Below are 25,620 nucleotides of genomic sequence, written 5' to 3'. Positions count from 1 at the left end.
AACAGAAATTGGAGGAAATACAAGTGCGTACAACATATTTAGCAAAACCAGGCGAAGTAGATCGCAAATGGTACGTAGTAGATGCTACAGATGTTCCTTTGGGACGTTTAGCAAGTACAGTTGCATCTATCTTACGCGGTAAAAACAAACCAACATTCACACCCAACGTTGATACAGGTGACTATGTAATCGTTGTGAATGCAGCAAACGTCAAATTAACAGGTCGTAAAGCGACACGTAAAATTTACTATCATCATTCTAATCACCCAGGTGGCTTAAAGGCTAAGACTGCTGGTGAAATGCGTGATAAGACTCCTGAAAAATTAATTGAGACTTCAGTTAAGGGAATGCTTCCTCATAATTCACTGGGTCATAATATGGGACTCAAATTACATGTCTATGCTGGCTCAGAACATGATCATCAAGCTCAACAACCTGAAAAGCTTGACATCACTAACTTAATTTAAGGAGGAAACGAATTTTGGCAGAAGCACAATATCGCGGCACTGGTCGCCGTAAAAACTCTGTTGCTCGTGTACGTCTTGTACCCGGCACAGGAAAAATTACTGTAAATGACAAAGCGATTGAAGACTACATTCCATTCGCTAACTTACGTCAAGTTGTTATCCAACCATTTGAAGTTACCGAAACAACTGGCAATTACGATGTTCTCGTAAATGTTAATGGTGGTGGCTTCTCTGGACAATCAGGTGCTATTCGTCATGGAATTGCACGTGCATTGCTTGATGTAGATCCTGACTTCCGTACACCTTTAAAACGTGCTGGTCTCTTAACTCGTGACCCTCGTATGAAGGAACGTAAGAAATACGGTCTTAAAAAGGCCCGTAAAGCAGGTCAGTTCTCAAAACGTTAAAATTCATTCTTTTCAATGTTTCAGACACTTCTTCTATGCGAAGAGGTGTTTTTTTATAAAAAAATAAGTTATCACTCAGACAGTTTCCGAATGCGATTACGCGCAGAGCAAGAAACTGACAGGTGATAACTTTTTGAAAAACTATTTATTTATGGATGCGTTTGTAATTTTTATCAAAATATTTACCTGCGCGAATGTCAGCAGGCAATTCTGGATAAGGGGCTTCACTAATGACATCTTCATTATTTTGGCCCGCATCGCCAATATAAGTGATGTGTGCAAATTCTGGAACGACCAACTTAGGATAAGTTTCATATTTTTCCCGAGAAGCTTCCATGAGATCAATGTGATCGTTTTGGTAAGTTACCGTAATTTCGGGATGTTCTTGAACCCAGCGAGGGAAAAAGATGGTTCCATTAAGCTTCTTTTCATTAGGAACGAAGTCAAGAGCCACATCAGTTCCAGTCGGTTCAGTCCAGGCAACCTTATAGATTCCAGGAACGAGCATCACAATGTTGGCTTCTTGGTCTTTGACCCAACGGCCTGCAACCATGCCACCGTGGATTCGGTAATCAACCGTATGGTCATTTTTTGCATACCATTCATATTCCCAGCCGTTATCGTACGTATAGATAAAATGAGTACCTAAGAAGTCGTCCAATGTCTTAAATGTTTTTGTCATAATTTAAATTCCTACAATAATAAGTAATCATGTAATTAATTACATGTTTTTGATGACTTTATCATGCTACAATATTTTTAACACTTCGTCAAGGAGGATGCATAAATGGCTCAAAAAAATCGCTTAAAATATATTTTATTAGGATTACTTAACAGGCAACGTCAGACCGGCTACGACCTTGCTAAATCGTTTGATTCGGATATTGGGGAGTTTTGGACGGCAAACCACAGTCAAATTTATCCGCTTTTGAAACGGATGGAGGCTGATCACCTGATTGCTCACGAAGCTATTACGGTGGGCCAAAAGCTTCAAAAAAAGCAGTATTATGTAACATCGATTGGGCAGCGGACCTTTAGCTCGTGGTTAAAATCACCATCGGATTTGAATGGAAGTCATGATGAATTTATTTTGAAGCTATTTTTTATTGATGATCCGAAATCAAAATTACTTAGACCAATGATTACAACGCAACAACAGTATCATGATGAAAAATTACATCATTTAGAGCAACAATTTCAGGAGAAGTTTCCGAATCAAAAACGAATTGATCAAGATTTTGGGCATTCATTAGTATTACGGCATGCAATTGATCGCGAACGCGGATATAGCAACTGGTTGGCTGAAATGGTGCAAACAATTAAAACGGAATGATTAAAACAAAGGCCTGACATCGGTGTTCGATTTGAGAAGCAAAATTGACATTTTCTTAAATATTGATTAGAATTAAACATTATGTCTAATCGAAAACCAATAATGATTGGAGCAAAGTTATGTCAAGAGGTAGTAAATTTGCGGATTTGTTTGTTCGTAAAGAAGTTAATACTGATATGTTTAAAAAGACTGGATTGGAGAAATCCTTAAATGCCTTTAGTTTAACAACTATGGGGGTTGGCGCGATTGTCGGTGCTGGAATCTTTATCACTCCAGGAATTATTGCCGCATCTTATAGTGGCCCAGGTGTTTGGTTATCTTACTTAGTGGCAGCGATTGTTTGTTCCTTAGCGGCTTTGTGTTACTCAGAATTCTCATCAACCATCCCGTTAGCTGGAAGTGCGTATACGTATATCTACACTGTATTTGGGGAACTCATTGCTTGGGTGCTTGGTTGGGCATTAATTTCGGAGTATCTGTTTGCTGTTTCGTCGGTGGCGGTTAGTTGGTCAGCTTATTTCCAAAACATTTTGGCTGGGTTTAACGTTCACTTACCGGAAATTTTTCGTGCAGCTTATGGCACTTCTGGTAGTCCTCATGCGCTATTTGATTTACCAGCTTTTGTGATTACAATGATCATTGCTTATTTACTGGTCCAAGGCGTGCGTGAATCTGCCAGAGTTAATGCCGTGATGGTTATTTTGAAGATTTCGGTGATTTTACTTTTTATCGTTGTCGCCGCGTTTTATGTGCGTCCCGCTAATTACAATCCAATTTTACCTTTCGGAGTGAAAGGTGTGATCAGAGGGGCTGCGGTTGCGTTTTATGCGTACATTGGTTTTGATGCAGTTTCTACGGCGTCAGAAGAAGTTAAAAATCCGAAACGAGATATGCCAATTGGAATTGTTTCTTCACTGATTGTGGCTTCAGTCTTATATATTGCGCTTTCTGTGGTGTTGGTTGGTGTTGTCCATTACACCAAACTCAATGTGGCTGATCCAGTGGCACTAGCTTTACATCTGATTCATCAAAACTGGGTGGCCGGCATTGTTTCACTTGGGGCAGTCATCGGGATGACCACGGTGCTAATTGTGATGTCTTATGGGGGAACCCGGTTGATTTTTGCGATTAGTCGGGATGGTCTTTTACCAAAGGCGTTACATAAACTAAATCCTAAAACGCATGTACCAGTAATTAATACCTGGATTTTTGGATTGATCGCAAGTATTTTTGCGGGTGTGATTCCATTGAGTAAAATTGCGGAGTTGGTGAATATCGGAACGTTGTTTGCGTTTGCGATGGTGTCATTGGGCGTTGTGTTTTTGCGAAGTGATCGAAAGTTTAGAAATTTGCCTAAGTCATTCGAGGTGCCGCTGTATCCGTTTATTCCAATATTGTCGTTTGCGGCATGCGTGTATTTGATGTTGCAGTTGGCGCCATTTACGTGGAAGATGTTTGGAATTTGGCTAGTGATCGGATTGGTGATCTACTTTAGTTATGGATTTTCGCATAGTATTGCAAGAAGAAATGAAGAAAAGAGTGTGGAAAAGCACGGTTAGACTGTGAGTATTAGCATAACATCAGATATTATCCACGGGTTGTGTGGATGGTGTCTGATGTTGGGCTAAACGGAAGAGTCTGCACATTGGAACACGTTTCAGAAAAGAATGTGGAAAAGCACGGTTAGACTGTGAGTATTAGCCCAAGTCGCTAATAAGCTTTGTGCTTCGGTCGTTGACCATTCTTGTGGCCGAAAAGCAGACCGCAAGAAGCATGGCAGCGGAAGAGTCTGCGCATTGGAACACGTTTCAGATAAAAAAGGACTGAAGAAAATATTTTTTCTTCAGTCCTTTTAAAATACGAAGAAACCAATCACCGTTTTTGCAGACTATAATATCAAGCATCAATACCCATTTTTCATATTCACTCGATTAGTAGCCACGGTGCCGTCCTTCATAAATTGTTCTAGATTTGGTAGCAAGATTTTGTCCCAGGCACGACCTAAATGAGGCATTTGCGCAGAGTAGTGTGGCGTGACCAATACATTGGGCATTTGCCACAATGGACTACTGCTCGGCAAAGGCTCTTGCTCAAATACATCTAATGCTGCGTGCTGAAGATGATCAGAATGCAACGCTTCAATCAAGGCAGTCGTATCCACAGAACCACCACGGCCAACATTCACAAACAAATAAGCCGATTTTAAGAAATCAAAAAAGGTTTTGTCATAGAAATGAGCAGTTTCTTTAGTTAATGGCATGATGTTTACAATGACATCTGTATCCGCCACGGCTTTTCGCCAGTCACTTTGGGCATAGGTTTCGTCAAAATTGGCAGCTGAGTGGCCAGTACGGTTGACACCAATCACTTTGGCATGAAATGACTTTAACAGGCGGGCTAGTTCGCTACCAATATGGCCAGTCCCAAAAATGGTCCAGGTTAGGTCATCGAGGGTAACCACCTCACCAAAATTATGTTGATCAGTCCAGTGCTTTTGTCCAGCATCAGCCAATACTCGTGGTAGATCACGGGCAAAGTATAACGCATAAAGTAAAATAGTCTGTGAAATAGGGATGGCGTGAACACCACTCATATTTGAGACCAGAATGTGTTTTGCTTTCAATTGAGCAAGCGGTAAATAATCAACGCCCGCACTAAAAGTTTGCAGCCATTTTAGGGAACTACCAGTAGCTGTTAAAACTTTTTTGGAAATATCAGGTTTCCAGCCGAACATAATGGTGATAGAAGCATAGTCGCTCGGCTTAATGGTTGCTTCAGTAAAAATGTGCACACCTAAATTTCGGTAGGCGCTTAAATTTAATTCTGAATTATCTGTTAAAAGTAAAAGGTTCTCCAAACCTTAACAACTCCTTATAAAGTGGTTTGTAGTTAATTTTTTGGTCACTTACATGGTATAATGTTTCTTAACAATTATGAAATCAAATGGCTTTTTATCTTGTGAGGGACAACAATGGGAAAAAATTCTGCAGGTCGGATTAGTATTTTAGGATTGTTTGCGGCAATCATCATCCTTCAAAATTATGTACCAATAATTGGGTATTTACCAGTCGGACCACTAAATATTACCACGATTCATATTACGGTAATTATTGCCGCGGTGGTGCTTGGACCGGTTGATGGGGCCATTATTGGCGGCATATGGGGTATCGCGGGTTGGATTCGTGCGTTAACAGTTACCTCGAGTGTGTTAGGTAACATTGTAATGGTTAATCCGCTCATTTCGGTCCTGCCTAGGATTCTGATTGGTTTAATTGCTGGTTGGCTATTTACAAAATTGGCACGTAATCACGCCAAATTAACCGTACCGCTAGTGATAAGTGGTGTGGTAGGAGCTTTGGTCAACACGATCCTAGTTTTAGGGGGCATTGCCATCTTCTTTGGCAAGGGTTCTGCAGTGTTAGCGGCTATCAATTTTCAAGCGCTAACGCCGTACATTTTGTTTGTGGCAGGAACTAACGGAATTCCAGAAGCGATTGCAGCAGGTATTTTGGTACCTTTGATTTCGCTACCGCTTCTGAAATATACTAAGTTGGGAAAACAACGATTTAATAAATAATGTAGAAAGATGGATGAATTTGGCGAAACGAAAAAAACGACGAAAGAACAATTTTTTATTTAAACGAGGTAAATTACAATTATCTGGGGTTATTTCGCTGGTTTTAGTTTTAGGCATGTTAATCGTGTTGTTTGCACAATTGGTGCCTAGGCTTTCGTTTTCCAATTCAACGCCGGCACCTAATTTGAGTACAGTTAATCATCAAAAGTTTATTCGGACCATGGCCCCCTATGCAAAAACAATGCAAAAAAGGTATGGCGTGCTCCCCAGCATAACGATTGCGCAGGCCATTTTGGAATCCGACTGGGGGACTAGTCAGCTTTCGAAAGACTACAACAATTATTTTGGGATAAAAGGGACCGTTTACCAAACGACCAAAGAAATGAAGACTCAGGAATTTGTGAATGGTAAATGGATTACTGTTACCGCCCGTTTTCGGGTGTACAATAGTTGGAAAGACTCTGTTAAAGATCATACGTTACTATTTGTGAACGGAACGAATTGGAATAAAGATCAGTATAAAGCAGTTCGAACGGCAATTAACTATAAAACAGCGGCCCAGGCACTTTACACTGCCGGTTATGCAACCGATCCGAATTACCCAGAAAAATTGATCGACTTGATCCAGACCTATAACTTAGAGCAATATGATGCACAATAAAACTATTTGGAGGCACTATTTTGAAATTATTAGAAGACCGCATTCGTAAAGAGGGAATTGTTCTTCCCCATAATGTTTTGAAAGTAGACAGCTTTTTAAATCATCAAGTTGATCCGCAGCTCATGTTTGAAGTGGGTAAAGAGTTTGCGAAGCGGTTCGCAGATAAACCAATCACAAAAATTTTAACGGTTGAATCTTCAGGAATTGCACCAGCAGTGATGACCGGGTTAGCTATGCAGGTTCCGGTGATCTTTGCGCGAAAACATAAAAGCCTGACGTTAACTGATGACCTGTATACGGCGGATGTGTATTCCTACACAAAACAAACTACGAATAAAATTTCAATTGCCAAACGATTCATCAGCCCAGATGATTCTGTTTTAATTATTGATGATTTTTTAGCAAATGGTCAGGCTGTCCAAGGACTGTTGAACATTGTGGACGAAGCTAATATTAAAGTACAAGGAATCGGGATTGTGATTGAAAAGACTTTCCAAAAGGGACGAACTTTAATCACCAATCGAAATATTCAGTTGGAAGCGTTAGCGCAAATTAGTAGTTTGGAAAATGGTGAGGTCCAATTTTTAAATTAATGCAAAAACCCAGTGAATATACTTGCCAACTAAGGATGACAACAGTAATATTAAGGTTGAAGTCATTATGATCGGTAAAAAGAATGAAAAGAAATCTGCACGTTAATGGGTGCATAAGAATGGGTGGGCTAAATGGCAGTAGCAAGTAATGCAACGTTATATCCTGGTGATACTTTGGGAATTATTGGGGATAGTACAAATGGTTCCCAACTAATCACAGCGGCACGTCGTTTAGGTCTTCGGGTGATTGCATATGGCGCAAACGAAGTCAGTGAAACTATGCAATTAGCAGATGTACATATCGTTGGTGAACCAAACGATGGTAATAAATTACGTGAATTTGGCGAAAAATGTGATTCTGTAGTTTATGAATCCGAACATGTTGATTCACAAACACTTAAATATCTAGAGCAGTTTACGAAAATTCCGCAGGGAACCAATGCTCTAGAAGTCACCCAAGATCGTCTAATTGAGCGTGCCTTTTTTGATCAGCTTAATTTAAATTCCGCACCGTACGCAACGGTGATTAGTTTGAGTGATATTTACGAATCCATTAATTCAATTGGATACCCAAGTGTTTTGAAACCAATTCAAAAGAGTTTCGAACCCAACACGGAGTTACGGATCAATACCCAAACGGATATCCCCGCAGCGGCAGACTTATTAAATGAGCGGACTTACATTCTGGAATCCACAGTTGATTCTCAACAGGAATTGGTACTTACAGTGGTGCAGGGAATGAACGGCGAACGTAAGATTTTTCCGATTGCAGAAAACGTGTATGCTCAGGAACATTTGGTTGAAACCATTGTACCGGCTGTTGTTTCTGATAGTGTCCAAAATGAGCTATTGCGAATTACAAATGAAGTTGCTGATGCTTTGGAATATGTGGGTGTATTTGAAATTTCGTTTGCCGTAACCGGATCAGAAGATATTTATGTCAATCGCATTGTGCCAGCTATTCATCGTCCTGGCTATGTTTTCAACCGGGCCACAAATGTGAGTGTGTTTGACCAACAGCTCCGAGCAATTGCAGGAATGCCACTAAGCGATATCAAGTTATTCATGCCAAGTATTATGGTGAACTTTGATAAGAGCCAGATGGAAGCTATTCGGACACAGTGGAATATCAAAAATAATTGGTATTTCCACATGTACGCGCAAAATAAAACAACCGAAAAACAAACACGTGCCGGTTATGCATTGGTGGAAGCCAACTCTACACAGCAAGCACAAGAGCAAATTGATAATACAGAGATTTGGGCGAATCACCCAATTATCGACTTTGGGAAAGCAGAATAAAGTCAGTAATCTTTAGAATCAGGATAAGAAAACTTTGTCTTGATTCTTTTTTTGTGATTATGCAAGAAATTTAGGTTATTTTGGCCGGGAAGGTCAAGTATGCCTCACTTTTTGGTATAATTAAGGGTAATTGAGTTTTTTGAATAGAATTGGTTTTGGATAGAGAGGATTGAAACTTTTGGCCGAAAATAGGTTATTAAAGGGTCTAAATGACAAACAGAAAGAGGCAGTTCAGGCAACTGAAGGGCCACTTTTAATTATGGCGGGTGCTGGTAGTGGTAAAACCCGAGTTTTGACGCATCGGGTGGCTTATTTGATTGAAGAAAAGGCCGTTAATCCCTGGAATATTTTAGCCATTACCTTCACAAACAAGGCAGCAAAGGAAATGCGAGAGCGAGTTGTTAAACTTCTAGGTAGTGCCGGATCTGACACATGGGTTTCAACATTCCATGCGTTGTGTGTCAGGATTTTAAGGCGCAATATTGATCAAATTGGGTATAATCGAGCGTTTTCAATTGCTGATACCAGTGAACAACGGACGCTGATGAAACATATTGTGTCTGAGCTAAACTACGATCCTAAGAAATTTGATCCAAAATCATTGTTGTCAGCTATTTCCAATGCTAAAAATGATTTGTTAACGCCACAAGAATATAAAGCAAACGCTAAAACACCGTTTGAAGTTGTCGTGGCAGCGGCCTATGAAGAATATCAACGCCGTTTGAAAGTTAATCAGGCTTTGGATTTTGATGATTTGATTATGCAAACCATCCTCTTGTTCAAAAAAAATCCAGAAACACTGAGTTATTACCAAAATAAATTCCACTATATTCATGTTGATGAGTATCAGGATACTAATCAGGCCCAATACACATTAGTCAACATGTTGGCAAAACGGTTTGAAAATATCTGTGTTGTGGGTGATGCTGATCAGAGTATTTATGGTTGGCGGGGTGCTGACATGCAAAATATTTTAAATTTTGAACAGGACTATAAAAATGCCCAGGTTATTTTACTGGAGCAAAATTATCGTTCAACTAAAAAAATTCTGGATGCAGCAAACTCTGTGATCAAAAACAATACCACCCGGCGACCTAAAAAGTTATGGACCCAAAATAATGAAGGCGAAGATATTACTTATTACCGGGGCCAAAGTGAAAATGATGAAGTGCATTTCATTGTGCAACAGGTGAAACAACAAATTGAAGATAATCATTATCAATATGGCGACTTTGCTGTGCTGTACCGAACAAATGCGCAATCACGAGCCGTTGAAGATACATTTTTAAAATCAAATGTACCGTACACAATGGTTGGTGGTCATAAGTTTTATGATCGAAAAGAAATTCGGGATGTTTTGAGTTATTTAACGTTACTTGCCAATCCTGATGATTCGATGAGTTTTGAACGGGTGATTAATGAACCTAAACGTGGAATTGGAACCAGCTCACTCGAAAAATTGACGGATTTTGCAAATTACAATCACTGGTCCCTGTTTGAAGCTGCTCAAAATGTGGAAGTGGCTAATGAAATTGCGAGTCGCGCCAAAAATGCCATTGATGAGTTCGCAGGTATTATGACCGATTTAAAACGGATGGCAGAATTCTTGAACATCACCGATTTAACGGAACAAGTTTTAGACAAAACGGGTTACAAAGCTGAACTTGAGAAATCTCGTTCTCTAGAAGCTCAAACTCGTTTAGAAAATATCGAAGAATTTTTGACAGTTACCAAACAGTTTGATGATAGTCATCAAGATGACGAAGAAACAACTGCGGAAACACGTTTGGCTGATTTCTTAGCTGACTTAGCGTTAGTTTCTGATCAGGATAGTGTGGAAGAAGAACCTTCCGCAGTTACGTTAATGACTTTGCATGCGGCCAAAGGACTTGAATTTCCTGTTGTGTTCCTGATTGGAATGGAAGAGGGAATCTTCCCACTAGCACGAGCGGCGATGGACGAAGATCAACTCGAAGAAGAGCGCCGTTTAGCCTACGTGGGCATCACGCGTGCACAAAAGAAACTTTACATTACCAATGCATATTCTCGAATGCTGTATGGTCGTTTACAAAATAACCCAGCATCAAGATTTATTGAAGAAATTGATCCAGATGTTTTGGAGTCTGCTAATCAAACAGCTGGGGCTGCACCAAGTGGGTATGCCAATCGGCAGAAATCATATCCATTTGATCGTAAACTAGAACGGGCAACTGCTACAACATATCATCGACCAGCCGCTAAACCACAAAAGTATGCTGGTACTGGAGCTGACAAGGTTAGTTGGTCAGCGGGTGATAAAGTGCAACACAAAGCTTGGGGTGTTGGAACAGTTGTCAAAGTAACTGGCGAAGGCGAAGATGCAGAATTAGATATTGCTTTTCCAGATCAAGGTGTCAAACGACTGCTGGCTGCTTTTGCCCCAATTAGTCACGTCTCCAAAGATTAAATGTTAATTTTCAAGTAATAAACGGCTTATCTATAGAAAAGACCTTGACAGTTTTTCGATTTAATCCTCATAATTCAAGAGTGAATTATGATTGAAATGGGAGGAAATACGCGGTGAATCTAAAGAAAAGTTTGCTTGGCATTGCAGTTGTGTTTAGCGCAGTGGTCCTAGCATCGTGTGGCAGTAGCAGTAATAAATCAAGTTCCAGTTCAAGTAGCAGTAAAACGACCACAAGTTCTAAGAGTGGCAGCTATCAAGTGACGGGTCAAACAAATGATTCGGAATATGCGGGTGTGATTAAGAATGGAAAATATTTAACCAGTAAATCACGTGGTGTAACTGCTAATCAAGATTCTAATTTAATGAATTTGAAGAGTTTTGAAACTGGCTTGCAGGATATTTCAAAAACACAATTTTCAACCACAAAGTATGTGTTCCAGGAAGGTCAATATTTATCTAAGAGTACCGTTGAAAATTGGCTTGGTCGAAAAACGAAATCCAATACGACTGGATTGAATCCAGCAAGCAATGGTTCAACCGAACCAACCAAACGAAATCCGATTTATTTGCAGAGTATTGAAGAACAAGATTACATGCAAAAGAGTGGTAGCAAATTGAAGTTGAGTGGGGTCACCATTGGCTTAGCAATGAACTCGGTTGATTATTATCGAAAGACCACTTATGGTGCTCAGTACGAAACTGATATTAGTGATGCAACTCTGGAAAAAGAGGGAAAAGCCATGGCCAAAGAGGTTTTGGCTCGGTTACGTAAAAGGGCGGCTCTTAAGAATGTCCCAATCGTGATTGCCCTGTATAAACAGGCCTCTAATGATAGTCTAATTGGTGGGCATTACGTTACTTACTCTGTCAGCAATGGCGATTCTATTAAGAAGTGGAAGGCTCTAGACATTCAAAATGTGGTTTTCCCACTTAAAACTGGTGAAACGGCACCAAACACCAATGATGCCGATGCATTTTCAAACTTCAAATCAGAAGTTGAAAGTTTCTTCCCCAACTTAAGTGGTGTCACTGCCCAAGCTCAGTATAAGAACGGGTCTTTGCAAGGGATGAACGTTTCTATTACTACTCAATTTTATAGTGAAACTGAAATTAAGAGTTTTACGCAATTCTTAGCTGATCAGGCGGAAAAATACTTACCAAGTGGTGTAAAGACAGATATCACGGTCAGTTCAACGACTGATGGGGTACAAAGTTTCCTAAGTCGCAAGAGTTCTGGCAAGAGTTTTACAACGCACGTTTTCGGTAGTTATTAAGCGGTAAGGGTACTTTTTATAATCCACAGAAAATTTATGGTAAAATAATTTGATAGATTTGAAAGAAGGATAACACATGGCAAACGAAGAAAAAATTGATAAGGCCCAAGTAGAGCACGTTGCCAGTTTAGCAAAATTGGAATTTAACGATGCTGATTTGGGTAAATTTACCACACAATTAGCCGACATTATGGGATTGTTCAACACGTTAAGTGAAGTTGACACAACTGGTGTCGAACCCACATTTAGTGTAACGGATCAATTTAACACAATGCGTGAAGATGTGGCTGTTAACAGTCATGAAAAAGACGCCTTAATTAAAAATGCGCCTGATACTCAGGACGGTTATATTCGCGTTCCTGCAATTATTGATGAAAGTGAAGGTGCCAACTAGATGAATTATTACGATACTGATTTAACTACGTTGCATGAAAAGCTGGTCAATAAAAAACTGACTGCTGAACAATTAACTCGCGACACGTTGGCTAAAATTAAAGCTGATAATGAAGCGATCAATGCCTATATTACAATTGATGAAAACGCAGCAATTGAAACGGCTAAGGCTATTGATGCTAAAGGAATTAATCCTGATAACCTTTGGGCTGGTATTCCCATTGCTGTCAAAGATAACATTGTGACAAAGGGGTTGCGAACAACTGCTGCATCAAAAATTTTGGAGAACTTCAATCCCATTTACGATGCTACAGTGATCGAAAAACTCCGTGCCAATGATGTGATTGTGATTGGGAAAACTAACTTGGACGAATTTGCCATGGGTGGTTCGACCGAAACGTCTTACTTTAAAACAACCCGGAATCCTTGGAACTTATCGAAAGTTCCTGGTGGTTCTTCAGGTGGTTCTGCTGCAACCGTTTCTGCAGGAGGCGTTTTAGCTGCCTTAGGAACGGATACTGGTGGTTCAATTCGTCAACCAGCTTCATTCACTGGTGTCGTGGGGGTCAAACCTACATATGGCCGTGTGTCTCGTTGGGGAATCATCGCATTTGGTTCAAGTTTGGATCAAGTGGGTCCGTTCACACGTACAGTTAAAGATAATGCTACTTTATTAAACTTAATTGCCGGTCATGATGAGCATGATATGACTAGTTCTGATAAAGAAGTGCCTGACTTTACTGCTGGTTTAGATGGTTCGGTTAAGGGCATGCGAATTGCTTTACCAAAAGAATATTTAGGTGAAGGCGTCGATGAAAACGTCAAAAAGGCCGTTTTAGACGCTGCCAATACATTCAAAGAACTTGGGGCCACTGTTGATGAAGTGTCCTTACCACACAGTAAGTACGGTATTGCTGCCTACTACATTATCAGTTCTTCTGAGGCTTCTTCCAATCTTCAACGTTTTGATGGGATTCGTTATGGGTTCCGTGCAAAAGACGTCAAAAACTTGGAAGACGTTTATGTGCGTTCCCGTTCAGAAGGTTTTGGCGATGAAGTCAAACGCCGAATCATGTTAGGAACTTATTCTCTTTCAGCTGGTTTTTACGATGCTTACTTCCGTAAGGCTGCTGAAGTCCGAACTTTAATGATTAACGACTTCAAGAAGGTCTTTGAAGATCATGACTTCATTATTGGACCAACTGCACCAACCCCAGCATTTGGCATTGGTGAAGATTCCAATGATCCTAAAAAAATGTATATGAACGATGTGTTGACTGTGCCTGTTAATATGGCCGGTCTACCTGGAATGTCATTGCCTGCTGGTTTCAGCAATGGTTTGCCAGTTGGTTTGCAGATTATTGCCAAGCCATTTGATGAACAAACTTTGTACAAGGCAGGTTATGCTTTCGAACAGGCAACTGATTTTCATAGCAAAACCCCTGAGATTGGAGGAGACAAATAATGAATTTTCAAACGACAATTGGACTTGAAGTCCACGTGGAATTAAAGACGAATTCTAAAATTTTTAGTCCGTCTCCTGTAGAATTCGGGGATGATCCGAATGCAAATACTAACGTCATTGATTGGGGCTATCCTGGTGTTTTACCTACAACCAACAAAGGCGTAGTGGAGTCCGGAATCAAAGCTGCTTTGGCTTTGCATGCAGAAATTGAAAAACATAATCATTTTGATCGTAAAAACTACTTCTATCCTGATAATCCAAAAGCCTATCAAATTACGCAATCTGACAAACCCATTGCCCATGATGGCTGGATTGAAATTGAAGTTGATGGCGAAAAGAAGAAAATCGGAATTGCTGAAATGCATATTGAAGAGGATGCCGGTAAAAATACCCATAATCCAAACGGTTACTCCTTTGTCGATCTAAACCGTCAGGGAACGCCACTGATTGAAATCGTGTCGAAACCGGATATTGCTTCACCTGATGAAGCTTATGCTTACCTTGAAGCTTTGCGTCAACGCATCCAATTTACAGGTGTTTCTGATGTGAAGATGGAAGAAGGTTCTATGCGGGTGGACGTCAACATTTCGATTCGTCCTTACGGTTCTGACAAGTTTGGAACCAAGACTGAATTGAAGAACTTGAACTCTTTTAATTATGTTCGTAAAGGGTTAGCTTATGAAGAAAAACGCCAACAACAAGTTCTGCTATCTGGTGGTACCATTCAACAAGAAACGCGTCGCTTTGATGAAGCAACTGGCCAAACTATTTTGATGCGGGTTAAGGAAGGGTCCGACGATTATCGCTACTTCCCAGAACCAGATTTGCCTGCCTTATCTATCAGTGATAACTGGATTCACAATATTGAAGAAGCAATGCCCGAAATGCCCGGTAAACGCCGTGCCCGTTACGTTAGTGAGTTAGGTCTTAAGGATTATGACGCCATGGTGCTAACCCAGACCAAAGAAATGTCTGACTTCTTTGATGAAACGGTCGCAAATGGTGCGGATGCCAAAATGGCAGCTAACTATCTGATGGGTGATGTGAATGCTTATCTGAATGATCAACAAGTTGATTTACAAGACACTAAATTGACACCGGATAACTTGGCTGCGATGATCAAGATGATCAGTGATGGCACAATTTCAACCAAGATTGCTAAAAAAGTTTTCAAAGCGTTGACAAAGGGTGAAGAACCAGTTGCCTGGGTTAAGAGTAAAGGGTTGATTCAATTATCAGATCCAGCTCAATTACAACCAATTATTAAAGGCATCGTGGATGATAATCAGCAATCCGTTGACGATTTTAAGAATGGTAAAGATCGGGCCGTTGGCTATTTAGTCGGTCAAGTGATGAAACAGACTCATGGCCAAGCCAATCCAAAAGTTGTTAACGAGCTTTTGATGAAAGAATTAAATAATCGTTAATCAGATTTTCTCGGAGGAACCAAAATGCAAAGAAGAGCACGCGTCATTTATAATCCAACTTCAGGGCGTGAAATCTTAAAACAAAATATGATCGACATTTTGAGTGTGTTTGAGGAGGCCGGCTTTGAGTCTAGTGCTTATGCCACAACTCCTGAACCGAATTCTGCTCAAAATGAAGCCCGCCGAGCGGCCAAAGCTGGGTTTGATTTAATTGTGGCGGCCGGTGGTGATGGCACAATCAATGAAGTCGTGAATGGAATCGCGGATCTGCACTTTCGGCCGATGATGGCGATTATTCCTGCTGGTACAACCAATGATTATGCCCGTGCCCTGAAGATTCCTCGGGAAGATCCTGTAGCGGCTGCCAAAGTCGTCTTGAAGGATCAACGAATTAAAATGGATATTGGTAAGGCTGGCGACAATTATTTTATTAACATTGCTGCTGGTGGATTGCTGACTGAATTGACCTATGATGTCCCATCCAACATGAAAAGTATTTTTGGCTATTTAGCTTATTTAGTGAAGGGCGCAGAGTTGTTGCCCCAAATTAAACCGGTTGATATGGACATTGAATACGATGGCGAACATTTTAATGGTAAAGCCTCAATGTTTTTCTTGGCTTTAACGAATTCAATTGGTGGTTTTGAACAAATTGTGCCGGATGCTTCGCTAGATGACGGTCGATTTACGTTGATCATTGTGAAGGCTTCAAACTTAGTTTCGATTCTGCATTTGATGGTTAAAGCGTTGAATGGGAATCATATGGATGATCCGCGCATTATTTATCGCAAACCAAAACGTGTCAAGGTTAATCCAGTCAATGATCGCGTCATGGTCAATATTGATGGCGAGTACGGTGGGGATGCGCCAATGGTGTTTAGAAATTTGCATAAACACATTGAGATGTACGCAAACCTTGATAAGATTCCGGATGACGCTTATAATTTACCAGAGCCAGGGGTCGCAAAAGCTGAAGAGAACTTTGTCAAACAAGTTAAGAATTTGCCTGACGAAGATGAAGATTAAATTTTAAGAAGCCGTCCTTGAATGTGAGGTCTTTGATACCCATAATTCAATGGGACGGTTTTGTGATAGTTACTTGAAAAAGAAAAATGAGGACAAATATGAAATTTAAAGCACCAGTTACCAAAAATGAAACGTACGATGTGACGATCATTGACTTGACTTATCAAGGGATGGGCGTTGCCAAAATTGAGGATTTTCCAATCTTCGTGACAAACGCTTTGCCTGGCGAAGAGATTGCTATGAAAGTAATCAAAGTAGCTAAGTCTTATGCCTTTGGTCGTGTCCAAGCATGGAAATCTAAGAGCCCAGATCGGGTTGAGCTTAAGGATAAAGAATATACCCAAACCGGGATTGCACCTTTACAGCATTTGGCTTATCCTGCCCAATTGGAATTTAAACAACATCAAATTCAAGAGTTATTTTATAAAGTTCATTTAGATGATATTGAAGTTAGTCCAACAATTGGAATGGAAAAACCTTATGGTTATCGAAACAAGGCCCAGATCCCGGTTCGCAGTGTAAATGGTCAGTTAACAACTGGGTTTTATCGCCGTAACAGCCATGATTTGGTACCGATTGAAGATTTTTACATCCAAGATCCTGAAATTGACAAGGCTATCTTGGTGGTTCGTGATATTTTACGTAAATATCATACAGCACCATACAATGAAACCAATCATACTGGTGTGATTAAAACGATCATGGTGCGTCGTGGCCATTACTCTCACGAAATGATGATTGTGTTGATTACCCGGGCAAAAAAAATTCCGATGAACTTCGAGATTGTGGAAGAAATTCGCAAACAACTTCCTGAAGTTAAGAGCATTATTCAAAATGTGAACCCCGCTCAGACCAACGTCTTGATGGGTAAGGAAGAAAAGATTTTATGGGGTAGCAGTGTGATTCACGACACCTTACTTGGTTTGAAATTTGCGATTTCGGCCGATTCATTCTATCAGGTGAACCCAGTTCAAACTGACAAATTGTACGATCTGGCGATTCAAAAGGCCGGTTTAACCGGTAAAGAAACTGTGATTGATGCTTATTGTGGAATCGGAACGATTTCGTTAGCCGTGGCTAAACATGCCAAAAAAGTTTACGGTGTCGAAGTTGTCGAGAAAGCCATTCAAGATGCCAAAATCAACGCTAAGTTGAATGACATTCATAATGTGAAGTTTTCGGTTGGTAAGGCTGAAGAAAAAATGGCTGATTGGCAACACGATGGCTTGCAACCCGACGTGATTGTGGTGGACCCACCACGCAAAGGTTTAGCACCCGAGTTTATTACAGCTGCTGCAGAGATGGCACCAAAACGAATTGTCTATGTGAGTTGCAATCCATCAACTTTGGTTCGGGATGTGCAAACATTTATGGATAATGGCTACCATGTTTCTCAACCAGTTGTGCCTTTGGATCAGTTTCCCCAAACACCTCACGTGGAATCTGTGACGGTTTTGGAACAAGATAAATAGTGCTTTAATTTATTAAAAATAAACAGATGACCATTTAATTCAAGGCTATTAAGCTTTAAATTAAATGGTCATCTGTTTTTTCATATTTATTGACGATAATATTTTTTAGTCAAATAGTACACTGGAACCCCAAGTAGAGTTACTATCATCCCAATCATAGCTAGTTCAAACTGGGTCACGATCGTGGTTATTAATATAAAGAAACCACCCACAATGGCAATTATCGGAATTACCGGATAGCCGGGAACCCGATACGGCCGTTTCAAATCTGGTTCGCGTTTTCGCAAAATAAATACGGCAATAAAAATTAGCAGACTGAAGATCCACATGACAAACACAATCATATCCGTCAAAAGATCAAAGTTGCCCAGAAACATCATGAGAAGAGCAATTGCAAACTGTAAAATACCGGCACCAAATGGCGCAGCAGTGTGCTTGCTGACTTTACGAATAAAACCACTGAATGGTAAGGTCTGCTCTTCGGCCATTGAGAGAGGAACCCGCATACCAGTCATCGTATAACCATTAATGGCACCATAAACTGAGATCAAGATTCCAATGGTGACCAATTTACCACCCATCACGCCAAACAATTTAATGGCAGATTCAGATGCCGCATTTAAATTACCGGCAAGGTGCGAAATGGGGAGGGTTTTTAAGAACACTAAATTGATTAAGGTATAAATAATTGTAATGAATGCTAATCCCCAGCCAATCGCTCGTGGGAGATCTTTTTCAGGATGTTTCATTTCACCCGCAATTGCACCAACACCTAACCAGCCATCGTAGGCAAACATGGTTGCTAACAAGCCACTAGAAAATGCTGAAAATAGACTTGTATGTGCAGAAGCAGTTGGTAGTAAATCCAAATTTGTAGAACTCGGTGCAAATAGGCCCACTAACACAATAATGGCTATCGGAATGAGTTTAAAAATCAAGGCCATTGATTGAAGGCGACCAGCTGCTTTGGTTCCCAAAAAGTTGATTAGTGTAATGGATAAACCGGCCAGAATTGCTACTGGTAGTTGAACAGAATCCCTTAAGTGCAGTAGCGCTACAATTTGGGTTCCAAACACAATCGATAAAGCAGCAATGTTAGCTGGAAAATAGATCAGGCTTTGAGCCCAGCCAAATAAATAAGCTGGCAGTTTGCCATAGGTGTATTCCAAATACTTGACCGCACCACCAGTTAAAGGAAGCGCTGCGGCCAGTTCCGCACTTGTGAGCCCTGCACAAATAGTCAACAGACCGCCAAGTACCCACGCAATTAGGGTTATGCCCGCGGACTGGGTTGCGCTCACTACGCTAGCAACTTTGAAAAATACCCCGCCGCCAATAACAGTCCCCATGACCGTTGCGAGGGCAGTAAAGGTGCCAACTTCTTTTTTTAATCCGTCGTTTTCCTGTTGCATCAGAATGCCTCACTTTTTTCAACAATTCTTCCATTATAGCAGAAGACACCATGAGGACAAACGACAAACTCATCAAAAATGGAAATGGTGTACAATAGGGAAAACGGAAGTAGGGGATGAATTGATTTGGCTAAGCAAGATATCAAACCGATTTATAGTACCACCTATAAACATAAACGAAACTGGCATTGGCGCAGATGGCTGGCACTGTTACTAATTATTTTACTGGTAGTAGCGGGCATCACCGGCTGGCATTTTTGGCGACAATATCAAACTCAAGCTTTACAGAAATATCCAGTTCAGGGCATTAGCGTATCTCAGACGGATGGGTTCGTTGATTTTCAAGCCGTTCAAAAGGCTGGGATGAAGTTTGCCTATTTAAAAACAACAAGTGGGACAACGTATTTTGATGATGATTTTGCGGCAAATTATGATCGTATTCAAGGATCAGATTTGAAAGTTGGCGTTTATATGATGTTTAGCTTCAACAAATCTGCTAAAGAGCAGGCAAAGTACTTCATTAAAATGGTGGGTCACAAAGTTGGTAATTTGCCAATCGCGATTCAAGTTCAATACTATGGCAACTATGCGGATAATCCGCCGAATAGTGCGAAACAAGGCAAACAGTTACGTGAACTGACAAACGAGCTTGCTAATTACTATACCGCGCCATGTATTATTTGGACGACACCGACAATTGCAAACAAGATGATTACACCATATTTATCGGATAGTCGACAATGGTTGATTGTGGACGGGGCTAGTGAGCTAAACAAACTGAAAATAACGAAACAAACTGAATTCGTGCAATACAGTGATGCAGCTGACTTAACTGTTTCTGGGCAAAAAATTAAGTTTGTCACTTCTGTGTTTACCGGGAAGAAACAGACTTGGCAAGAAGTTGAATAATTTTAGAAAATAATAAAACGATTGCGGCAGGCATAGGAGCTTGCGTGGTAATCGTTTTTTTGTGTGGTGGATTGTTTCCTAGCTTTATAGCCGAAATGTGTTCCGCAAGGCAGCTTCCTTCGCCGCCATGATTCTTGCGGCCTGAACTTTGGCCACAAGAATGGACAACGTCCAAAGCATAAAAGCTTATTAGCGATTTGTGCTAATAAGCAACATAGGAGCGGAGTAGTTAGCCTAGGAGAGACAACAATTCCAAACCCGAATCATTATCTCTCCGTAGTTAATGCTCAGAAGCTATTCGCCTTGCTCCACACTCTATTTTGTTACCTTATAATTTCCCCTCAAAATCGGGTACGTCTCATTCTCCGTCTCATCATAAATCGATACCGGACGCTCATCATTCGCTCTTATTCGAATATGGTACCCATAACTATCCAGAAAAGTGATGGTATACTTATCCCAATTTTCAACCTTAGCCTTAATTGGCCGGTTATCAATCAGTAAATCAAAATTTGGTCGAATTTCAATTGTGTGGATCCGTCTCGAATCATTTGTACGATAATTCCAGGTGCCCACGAAAAACAAAGGATTCTCTGGTTTTTCTGAAACGTCATTTTCGTGCAGTTTCCTTGAGGCTAAAATGCCCGTGACAAATGACGCTGCAAACAATCCAATACTTTTAAGCTTCACCATCATCAAATCCTTTCCGATAAAAATTTCTACTCTAAGAATAGCATTTTTATACGGCAAAAGCATGTAATTCTGATTAAACTTTACCGATTTTTAGAATGGATCGTCCTTTTAAATATACTTACCCTAGAAACACTGATAAAATAGGAAATGAAGAATCAAAATTGGAGGGCGGATTATGATTAAACTGGGAATTATCGGAACAAATTGGATTACACAGCAGTTTGTCGATGCGGCTCATGCCACTCAAGAATATAAATTAACCGCTGTTTATTCACGGACCATTGAAAAAGCAAAAAAATTTGGTGAACCAAATGGCGCCACCATCTTTTTGGATGACTTAGAAACATTTTTTGCCAATGACGACATTGATGCTGTCTACATTGCTTCACCCAACAGTTTGCACTTTGAACAAGCCAAATTGGCTATTGAACATGACAAATCAGTCATTATTGAAAAGCCAATTGTTTCAAACATCAAACAAATGGAGACGTTACGCCAAACGTTGGAACAACATCCGCAATCACGGTTGTTTGAAGCCGCTCGGCAAATTCATCAACCAAACTTTAAAGTCGTTGAGGATCAAATTGCCAAACTTGGCCGGGTTCAAGGTGCAACGCTAACTTACATGAAGTATTCGAGTCGTTATGACGCTGTTTTGGCAGGTAAAGAACCCAACGTTTTCTCGTTGAAGTTTGCCGGTGGTGCTTTACAAGATCTTGGTGTTTACGTGGCTTACGATGCAGTCGGTTGGTTTGGTATGCCTGATGATGTGACCTATTATCCATCCTTAGAACCTACCCGGGTTGACGGCAAGGGAGTCGCAATTTTGAGTTATCCCGAATTTGATGTCACGTTGAACATTGGCAAAACCAGCAATTCTTATCTGCCATCCGAAATTTATGGCCTGAAAGATACGATTGTGATGAATAATCCAGCTGATTTGGAAACGGTTAGCTATCACGATGCTGAGGGACACGAAACTTTGATTAGTGAAAAAGTTGCAGATAATCCAATGATCGATGAGGCCAAAGATTTTGCCCGTGTCATTAATGATCCGCAAGACAAGGCCAATGACCAAGATTACTGGAAATGGCTTGATTTAAGTCAAAACGTCAACAAGTTATTGTATAACCTCCGTCAATCCGCTAAAATTGTTTTCCCGGATGATAATCAATAAATAGACAGGTAAGGGGAAAAAATGGATAGGGTATTCGAACAATTTTTTCAAAAACAAGGATTCAAAGCTCAAACGGCGATTCAAAAGGCCGTTTATGAGCCATTAAAGGAAGACCGCTCGTTAATCGGGTTAGCCCCAACCGGTTCTGGTAAAACACTCGCGTTTGCCGTGCCGTTGCTAGAGAAGACCGTTCCTGGTGGCAGTACACAGATTTTGATCTTATCACCTTCCCAAGAATTAGCGGTGCAAACCACGGATGTCTTCCGTCAGTGGGGGGCCGTGAACAACATTAAAGCCACTTCACTAACCGGTGGCGCAAACATGCAACGCCAGATTGACCGACTTAAAAAACATCCGGAGGTGGTTGTCGGAACGCCTGGACGGATGCTATCACTGATTCATGAAAGTCGTTTGAAGCTTAAAGATATTCAGACGATCGTTGTGGATGAGGCGGATGAGTTGCTAAACGGTGAAACGCTAGATGAAGTCCGTGAAATTGTGATGAGTGCCCCTGTTGATGTCCAGCTGGCATTCTTCTCTGCAACCCAGGCCAATACTGCGGAAAAACTATCTGAAATTTTCGGCGTGGACGTTGAACAGTTTGATGTGCGCCAAACGGACGACACACAAGGTGAAGTGATTCACGGGTTAGTCCGGGTGGCTTCGAATAAAAAGGTGACTTATTTACGGCGTTTAGCTAAACTCAAACATTTTCAAGCGTTGGTTTTCTTCAATCATGTGTCCACTTTGGAACATGTCGCTGCTGAATTAAAACACCAACACATTTCGAGTGTGAAGTTAGCCGGGCACCAAGTCCAAACGGAGCGGGCAACTGCCATGCGACTTTTCCGTAAAGGGGATGCCAAGTTACTGTTAACGACAGAAATGGCTGCGCGAGGCTTAGACATTCCGGATTTGCCAGCCGTTGTTAATTTTGATTTACCTCAAGATGCAACTGCCTATACGCATCGAACGGGTCGAACAGGTCGAATGGGTAATGAAGGCATGATTGTGAACATGGGTGATGATCATGATTTGCGTGATTTGCGTAAACTGGTGCCAAGTGTGACATTCAAACCGTTGTTCTTACTTCATGGCAAACTCACGGACCAAAGAGAAGTCTTGACTGATGATGAGCCAGAAAGTAGTGAGGCAAAGGCTACAGAAGCTGTGATCACCAAGCCAAGTGTAAACAGCAACGAAACTGTGACTTTGTATCCAATGCCTAAAAAGGTGGTTAAGAAACGTACCACGAAACCCAAACCAGCTAAACCAGCGTTTGTTGGTGGCAAACCGAAGAAAAAGATTAATCATAAAAAGCATTCTAAGAAAAAGGGAATGCGGCATAGAAATATTGAAAGATTTGAATAAGGAAGTAAACAAAATGACAACACCATTAAAAACTTTAACAATTGCCGGCAGTGATACAAGTGCGGCTGGTGGGATGCAAGCAGATTTAAAGACCTTTGAGGAATTTGGTACTTATGGAATGGTCGCCTTAACTTGTATCGTGACCATGGATCCCGAAAATTGGAATCATCATGTGAACCAAGTCAATCCTCAACTTTTAAAAGATCAATTAGCAACCGTGTTTAGCGGTGGTAATCCAGATGCAATGAAGACAGGGATGCTTGGCGATCAGACTACAGTTGAAATTGCGTATCATGCGATTAAAGATCATCAGTTAAAAAATGTGGTGATTGACCCCGTGATGATCTGTAAAGGTGAAACGGACGTCTTAAATCCAGATGCTGCAAACGCCATTCGGGATTTATTGATGCCAATTGCTGATGTGACAACGCCTAACCTGTTTGAAGCGGGTGTGTTGTCGGGAATGGGAACTTTGCATAATCTCGATGAGATGAAACAAGCTGCCAAAAAGATTCATGAATTGGGCGCCAAAAATGTCGTGGTCAAAGGTGGCAAAGGTTTAGATAGTGCCGAGGCAGTTGATGTCTTTTATGATGGAAAAGCATTTGAAACTTTGTCTTCAACAAAACAAGCAACTGATCGCAATGCCGGTGCTGGCTGTACGTTTGCCGCGGCGGTAGTTGGGGGACTTGCTAATGGGTTGAGTGTGGCAGATGCGGTTCACTTAGCTAAGAAATTTGATACGGCAGCCATCCAAAATGGGTTTGACCTGAATAAGTTTTTAGGTCCCGTATTTCATCCTGCTTACCGAATGAAAACGGTTGGAAAGTTGGTTTAGATTTTTGTTATGAAAATGTAACATTTTGAAGAATCAGACAAATACTGTCATATTATGTATTTATATTTACCAAAAATAAAAGAAGCAACCGTTTTCTGAAAATGAAAATGGTTGCTTCTTTTTTACTGGTTTTCATACGCGATATGACGCATTGAACGCATTCCAAAAAAATGATACCCTTAGTTTATTGATGTATTTTAATATAAGGCGGGTACCGGTATGAAAAGATTCTTGAAGTGGTTTTTTTCGATTGTACTTGTTCTGGTCGTTTTTGCAGGCGGTGGTTTTGCCTTAGCTAAGTACAACACAAATAGCATGGCTCATCACTATTATGAAAAGCTGGTTGGGGCCACTGAAAAGGCCACGGGTGCTACTGATACAGTTAAGACCATATATCAAGTGCCAGTAGCAGGTAAAAATGATTCGGCAGCAAAAAAAGTAGATTCAGCGATGAAAGCTAATCGAATTTCCGGATCAGTGATTATTGTTCGGAACGGCCAGGTTACCTATTCGTCTACGCGAGGACAAAGCAAGTATCCTGATGGTGCTAAGAATACGCGTTCTACAAAGTATCAAATTGGTTCAGCACAGGATTTTATGACGGCGGCGTCAGTTATGTATCTCAAACAAGTCGGTAAGCTGAAATTAAGCGATAAGTTGAGTCAGTATTATCCACAGATTAGTCAATCTGGTAAAGTAACGATTCGGCAGCTATTAAATATGACTTCTGGCTTAAGCAATACCGCAACGGCACCAGAAACACAGAGCTTTTCAAAACTTCTACAGTGGAATGTGAAGCATGTAGATAACACGGCAATAACAGGTACATATAGTTATCAAGCGGTCAATTATGTTTTATTGGCTGGTATTATCCAAAAAGTGAGTGGTCAGTCGTATAAGGAGTTTGTCCAAACTCATTTAATTAGCAAGTTACATTTAAAGAATTCCGGTTTTGCTTTAAATGATGCCAAACGCTCCCTTTTGGCAAATCCATATGCAGATGACTATTCTGGTGACAAGAACTATGTTACAGGGATGGAAAGACAGCAAAATACGAAGCTGGGACCTTATCAACTATATATGAATGATCATGATCTCATGACCACTTATCTCTATATCTTCAATGGAAAGTTTATTAATAAAGGAAATCTCAATAGTTTAATCGTGCATTCTAAATCAACGTTTGCTGGTGGAGTTTATCGGGATAAAATTAGTTTTAGTGTTCACGGTCAACTTGGTGGTTATCAAAACAGTATCAAGTTCAGTCGAGATTTTAAAAATGGTGTCGTCCTACTTTCTAATTACGTTCCAAAGGAGATTACCCCAACACAAACATCATCAATCATTTATAATGCAGTTTTTAATTAAAAATAATCG

Annotated in this window: 24 protein-coding genes; 20 read left to right on the top strand and 4 right to left on the bottom strand. The window is 40.6% G+C overall.

Annotated features, from left to right (window positions below):
• Positions 1-23: 23 nt before the first annotated feature.
• Both rplM and rpsI read left to right on the top strand, forming a co-directional pair.
• Entirely contained in the window at positions 24-467 is a 444-nt protein-coding gene (gene rplM, locus DD627_RS02330) for a 50S ribosomal protein L13 (RefSeq protein ID WP_057782516.1), read from the top strand.
• A gap of 14 nt (positions 468-481) precedes the next feature.
• On the top strand, positions 482-874 hold the full coding sequence (gene rpsI, locus DD627_RS02325; RefSeq protein WP_057782518.1) for a 30S ribosomal protein S9: 393 nt from the start codon (positions 482-484) through the stop codon (positions 872-874).
• A 145-nt stretch (positions 875-1,019) separates the two neighbouring features.
• On the opposite strand, the gene DD627_RS02320 is transcribed toward rpsI, so the two are convergent.
• On the bottom strand, positions 1,020-1,556 hold the full coding sequence (locus DD627_RS02320; RefSeq protein ID WP_260274911.1) for a phenolic acid decarboxylase: 537 nt from the start codon (positions 1,554-1,556) through the stop codon (positions 1,020-1,022).
• 105 nt (positions 1,557-1,661) lie between these two features.
• Here DD627_RS02320 and DD627_RS02315 point away from each other — a divergent pair, with 105 nt between their 5' ends.
• Both DD627_RS02315 and DD627_RS02310 read left to right on the top strand, forming a co-directional pair.
• Entirely contained in the window at positions 1,662-2,207 is a 546-nt protein-coding gene (locus tag DD627_RS02315) for a PadR family transcriptional regulator (protein WP_260267713.1), read from the top strand.
• 119 nt (positions 2,208-2,326) lie between these two features.
• Positions 2,327-3,766, top strand: a complete 1,440-nt coding sequence (locus tag DD627_RS02310) for an APC family permease (RefSeq protein WP_260274912.1) — start codon at positions 2,327-2,329, stop codon at positions 3,764-3,766.
• Between the two features lie 344 nt (positions 3,767-4,110).
• Here the strand turns inward: DD627_RS02310 and DD627_RS02305 are convergent, their stop codons facing one another.
• Positions 4,111-5,064 carry an NAD(P)-dependent oxidoreductase gene (locus tag DD627_RS02305; protein WP_260274913.1) on the bottom strand — a complete coding sequence of 318 codons (954 nt, stop codon included), beginning with the start codon at positions 5,062-5,064 and terminating at the stop codon, positions 4,111-4,113.
• Between the two features lie 114 nt (positions 5,065-5,178).
• Here DD627_RS02305 and DD627_RS02300 point away from each other — a divergent pair, with 114 nt between their 5' ends.
• The 11 genes from DD627_RS02300 (at position 5,179) to rlmD (ending at position 17,843) form a co-directional block, all read left to right on the top strand.
• Positions 5,179-5,784: an ECF transporter S component gene (locus tag DD627_RS02300; RefSeq protein WP_260274914.1), complete on the top strand. Its 606-nt coding sequence runs from the start codon at positions 5,179-5,181 to the stop codon at positions 5,782-5,784.
• Between the two features lie 19 nt (positions 5,785-5,803).
• Positions 5,804-6,445, top strand: coding sequence for a glycoside hydrolase family 73 protein (locus tag DD627_RS02295; protein WP_260274915.1), 642 nt, complete (start codon positions 5,804-5,806; stop codon positions 6,443-6,445).
• A 20-nt stretch (positions 6,446-6,465) separates the two neighbouring features.
• Positions 6,466-7,038, top strand: a complete 573-nt coding sequence (locus DD627_RS02290; protein ID WP_260274916.1) for a xanthine phosphoribosyltransferase — start codon at positions 6,466-6,468, stop codon at positions 7,036-7,038.
• Between the two features lie 132 nt (positions 7,039-7,170).
• Positions 7,171-8,340, top strand: a complete 1,170-nt coding sequence (locus tag DD627_RS02285) for an ATP-grasp domain-containing protein (protein ID WP_260274917.1) — start codon at positions 7,171-7,173, stop codon at positions 8,338-8,340.
• A gap of 178 nt (positions 8,341-8,518) precedes the next feature.
• On the top strand, positions 8,519-10,786 hold the full coding sequence (gene pcrA / locus DD627_RS02280; protein WP_068805969.1) for a DNA helicase PcrA: 2,268 nt from the start codon (positions 8,519-8,521) through the stop codon (positions 10,784-10,786).
• 113 nt (positions 10,787-10,899) lie between these two features.
• Entirely contained in the window at positions 10,900-12,060 is a 1,161-nt protein-coding gene (locus tag DD627_RS02275) for a CamS family sex pheromone protein (protein WP_057782534.1), read from the top strand.
• Between the two features lie 76 nt (positions 12,061-12,136).
• Entirely contained in the window at positions 12,137-12,454 is a 318-nt protein-coding gene (gene gatC / locus DD627_RS02270; RefSeq protein ID WP_057782535.1) for an Asp-tRNA(Asn)/Glu-tRNA(Gln) amidotransferase subunit GatC, read from the top strand.
• Positions 12,455-13,918, top strand: coding sequence for an Asp-tRNA(Asn)/Glu-tRNA(Gln) amidotransferase subunit GatA (gene gatA / locus DD627_RS02265; RefSeq protein ID WP_260267059.1), 1,464 nt, complete (start codon positions 12,455-12,457; stop codon positions 13,916-13,918).
• On the top strand, positions 13,918-15,345 hold the full coding sequence (gatB, locus tag DD627_RS02260) for an Asp-tRNA(Asn)/Glu-tRNA(Gln) amidotransferase subunit GatB (RefSeq protein WP_260274918.1): 1,428 nt from the start codon (positions 13,918-13,920) through the stop codon (positions 15,343-15,345). Before gatA ends, gatB begins: the two co-directional genes overlap by 1 nt.
• Positions 15,346-15,369: 24 nt before the next feature.
• Complete coding sequence (locus DD627_RS02255; RefSeq protein ID WP_057782542.1) at positions 15,370-16,371, top strand: diacylglycerol kinase; 1,002 nt, start codon at positions 15,370-15,372, stop codon at positions 16,369-16,371.
• A 98-nt stretch (positions 16,372-16,469) separates the two neighbouring features.
• A complete protein-coding gene (gene rlmD, locus DD627_RS02250; protein ID WP_260274919.1) occupies positions 16,470-17,843 on the top strand; it encodes a 23S rRNA (uracil(1939)-C(5))-methyltransferase RlmD in 1,374 nt (457 codons plus the stop codon).
• Between the two features lie 86 nt (positions 17,844-17,929).
• Here rlmD and DD627_RS02245 read toward each other — a convergent pair whose 3' ends face one another.
• Positions 17,930-19,255 carry an APC family permease gene (locus DD627_RS02245; protein WP_260274920.1) on the bottom strand — a complete coding sequence of 442 codons (1,326 nt, stop codon included), beginning with the start codon at positions 19,253-19,255 and terminating at the stop codon, positions 17,930-17,932.
• A 126-nt stretch (positions 19,256-19,381) separates the two neighbouring features.
• On the opposite strand from DD627_RS02245, the gene DD627_RS02240 reads away from it, so the two are divergent.
• Positions 19,382-20,164 (top strand): GH25 family lysozyme, encoded by a 783-nt coding sequence (locus tag DD627_RS02240; RefSeq protein WP_260274921.1) that lies wholly within the window; start codon positions 19,382-19,384, stop codon positions 20,162-20,164.
• Between the two features lie 315 nt (positions 20,165-20,479).
• Here DD627_RS02240 and DD627_RS02235 read toward each other — a convergent pair whose 3' ends face one another.
• Positions 20,480-20,857, bottom strand: a complete 378-nt coding sequence (locus tag DD627_RS02235; protein WP_186806936.1) for a DUF4828 domain-containing protein — start codon at positions 20,855-20,857, stop codon at positions 20,480-20,482.
• A gap of 175 nt (positions 20,858-21,032) precedes the next feature.
• Between DD627_RS02235 and DD627_RS02230 the strand changes: the two genes are divergently transcribed.
• The 4 genes from DD627_RS02230 to DD627_RS02215 all read left to right on the top strand — a co-directional run bounded on the left by DD627_RS02230 (position 21,033) and on the right by DD627_RS02215 (position 25,611).
• Complete coding sequence (locus DD627_RS02230; RefSeq protein ID WP_260274922.1) at positions 21,033-22,034, top strand: Gfo/Idh/MocA family protein; 1,002 nt, start codon at positions 21,033-21,035, stop codon at positions 22,032-22,034.
• A 21-nt stretch (positions 22,035-22,055) separates the two neighbouring features.
• Complete coding sequence (locus DD627_RS02225) at positions 22,056-23,405, top strand: DEAD/DEAH box helicase (RefSeq protein WP_260274923.1); 1,350 nt, start codon at positions 22,056-22,058, stop codon at positions 23,403-23,405.
• Between the two features lie 13 nt (positions 23,406-23,418).
• On the top strand, positions 23,419-24,243 hold the full coding sequence (gene thiD, locus DD627_RS02220; protein ID WP_260274924.1) for a bifunctional hydroxymethylpyrimidine kinase/phosphomethylpyrimidine kinase: 825 nt from the start codon (positions 23,419-23,421) through the stop codon (positions 24,241-24,243).
• 219 nt (positions 24,244-24,462) lie between these two features.
• Entirely contained in the window at positions 24,463-25,611 is a 1,149-nt protein-coding gene (locus tag DD627_RS02215) for a serine hydrolase domain-containing protein (protein WP_260274925.1), read from the top strand.
• The last annotated feature ends 9 nt before the right edge of the window (positions 25,612-25,620 follow it).

The organism is Pediococcus sp. (genome assembly GCF_003533255.1).
In the GTDB taxonomy this organism is placed as follows: domain Bacteria; phylum Bacillota; class Bacilli; order Lactobacillales; family Lactobacillaceae; genus Pediococcus; species Pediococcus parvulus.
This window is presented reverse-complemented; position numbering and strand designations above follow the sequence as displayed.

Excerpts from the sequence above, each read along its gene's own strand:
- DD627_RS02320 (WP_260274911.1), bottom strand. The coding sequence starts at position 1,556 with ATGACAAAAACATTTAAGACATTGGACGACTTCTTAGGTACTCATTTT.
- DD627_RS02315 (WP_260267713.1), top strand. The coding sequence starts at position 1,662 with ATGGCTCAAAAAAATCGCTTAAAATATATTTTATTAGGATTACTTAAC.
- DD627_RS02310 (WP_260274912.1), top strand. The coding sequence starts at position 2,327 with ATGTCAAGAGGTAGTAAATTTGCGGATTTGTTTGTTCGTAAAGAAGTT.
- DD627_RS02300 (WP_260274914.1), top strand. The coding sequence starts at position 5,179 with ATGGGAAAAAATTCTGCAGGTCGGATTAGTATTTTAGGATTGTTTGCG.
- DD627_RS02285 (WP_260274917.1), top strand. The coding sequence starts at position 7,171 with ATGGCAGTAGCAAGTAATGCAACGTTATATCCTGGTGATACTTTGGGA.
- gatC (WP_057782535.1), top strand. The coding sequence starts at position 12,137 with ATGGCAAACGAAGAAAAAATTGATAAGGCCCAAGTAGAGCACGTTGCC.
- gatA (WP_260267059.1), top strand. The coding sequence starts at position 12,455 with ATGAATTATTACGATACTGATTTAACTACGTTGCATGAAAAGCTGGTC.
- gatB (WP_260274918.1), top strand. The coding sequence starts at position 13,918 with ATGAATTTTCAAACGACAATTGGACTTGAAGTCCACGTGGAATTAAAG.
- DD627_RS02255 (WP_057782542.1), top strand. The coding sequence starts at position 15,370 with ATGCAAAGAAGAGCACGCGTCATTTATAATCCAACTTCAGGGCGTGAA.
- rlmD (WP_260274919.1), top strand. The coding sequence starts at position 16,470 with ATGAAATTTAAAGCACCAGTTACCAAAAATGAAACGTACGATGTGACG.
- DD627_RS02245 (WP_260274920.1), bottom strand. The coding sequence starts at position 19,255 with ATGCAACAGGAAAACGACGGATTAAAAAAAGAAGTTGGCACCTTTACT.
- DD627_RS02235 (WP_186806936.1), bottom strand. The coding sequence starts at position 20,857 with ATGGTGAAGCTTAAAAGTATTGGATTGTTTGCAGCGTCATTTGTCACG.
- DD627_RS02230 (WP_260274922.1), top strand. The coding sequence starts at position 21,033 with ATGATTAAACTGGGAATTATCGGAACAAATTGGATTACACAGCAGTTT.
- DD627_RS02225 (WP_260274923.1), top strand. The coding sequence starts at position 22,056 with ATGGATAGGGTATTCGAACAATTTTTTCAAAAACAAGGATTCAAAGCT.
- thiD (WP_260274924.1), top strand. The coding sequence starts at position 23,419 with ATGACAACACCATTAAAAACTTTAACAATTGCCGGCAGTGATACAAGT.
- DD627_RS02215 (WP_260274925.1), top strand. The coding sequence starts at position 24,463 with ATGAAAAGATTCTTGAAGTGGTTTTTTTCGATTGTACTTGTTCTGGTC.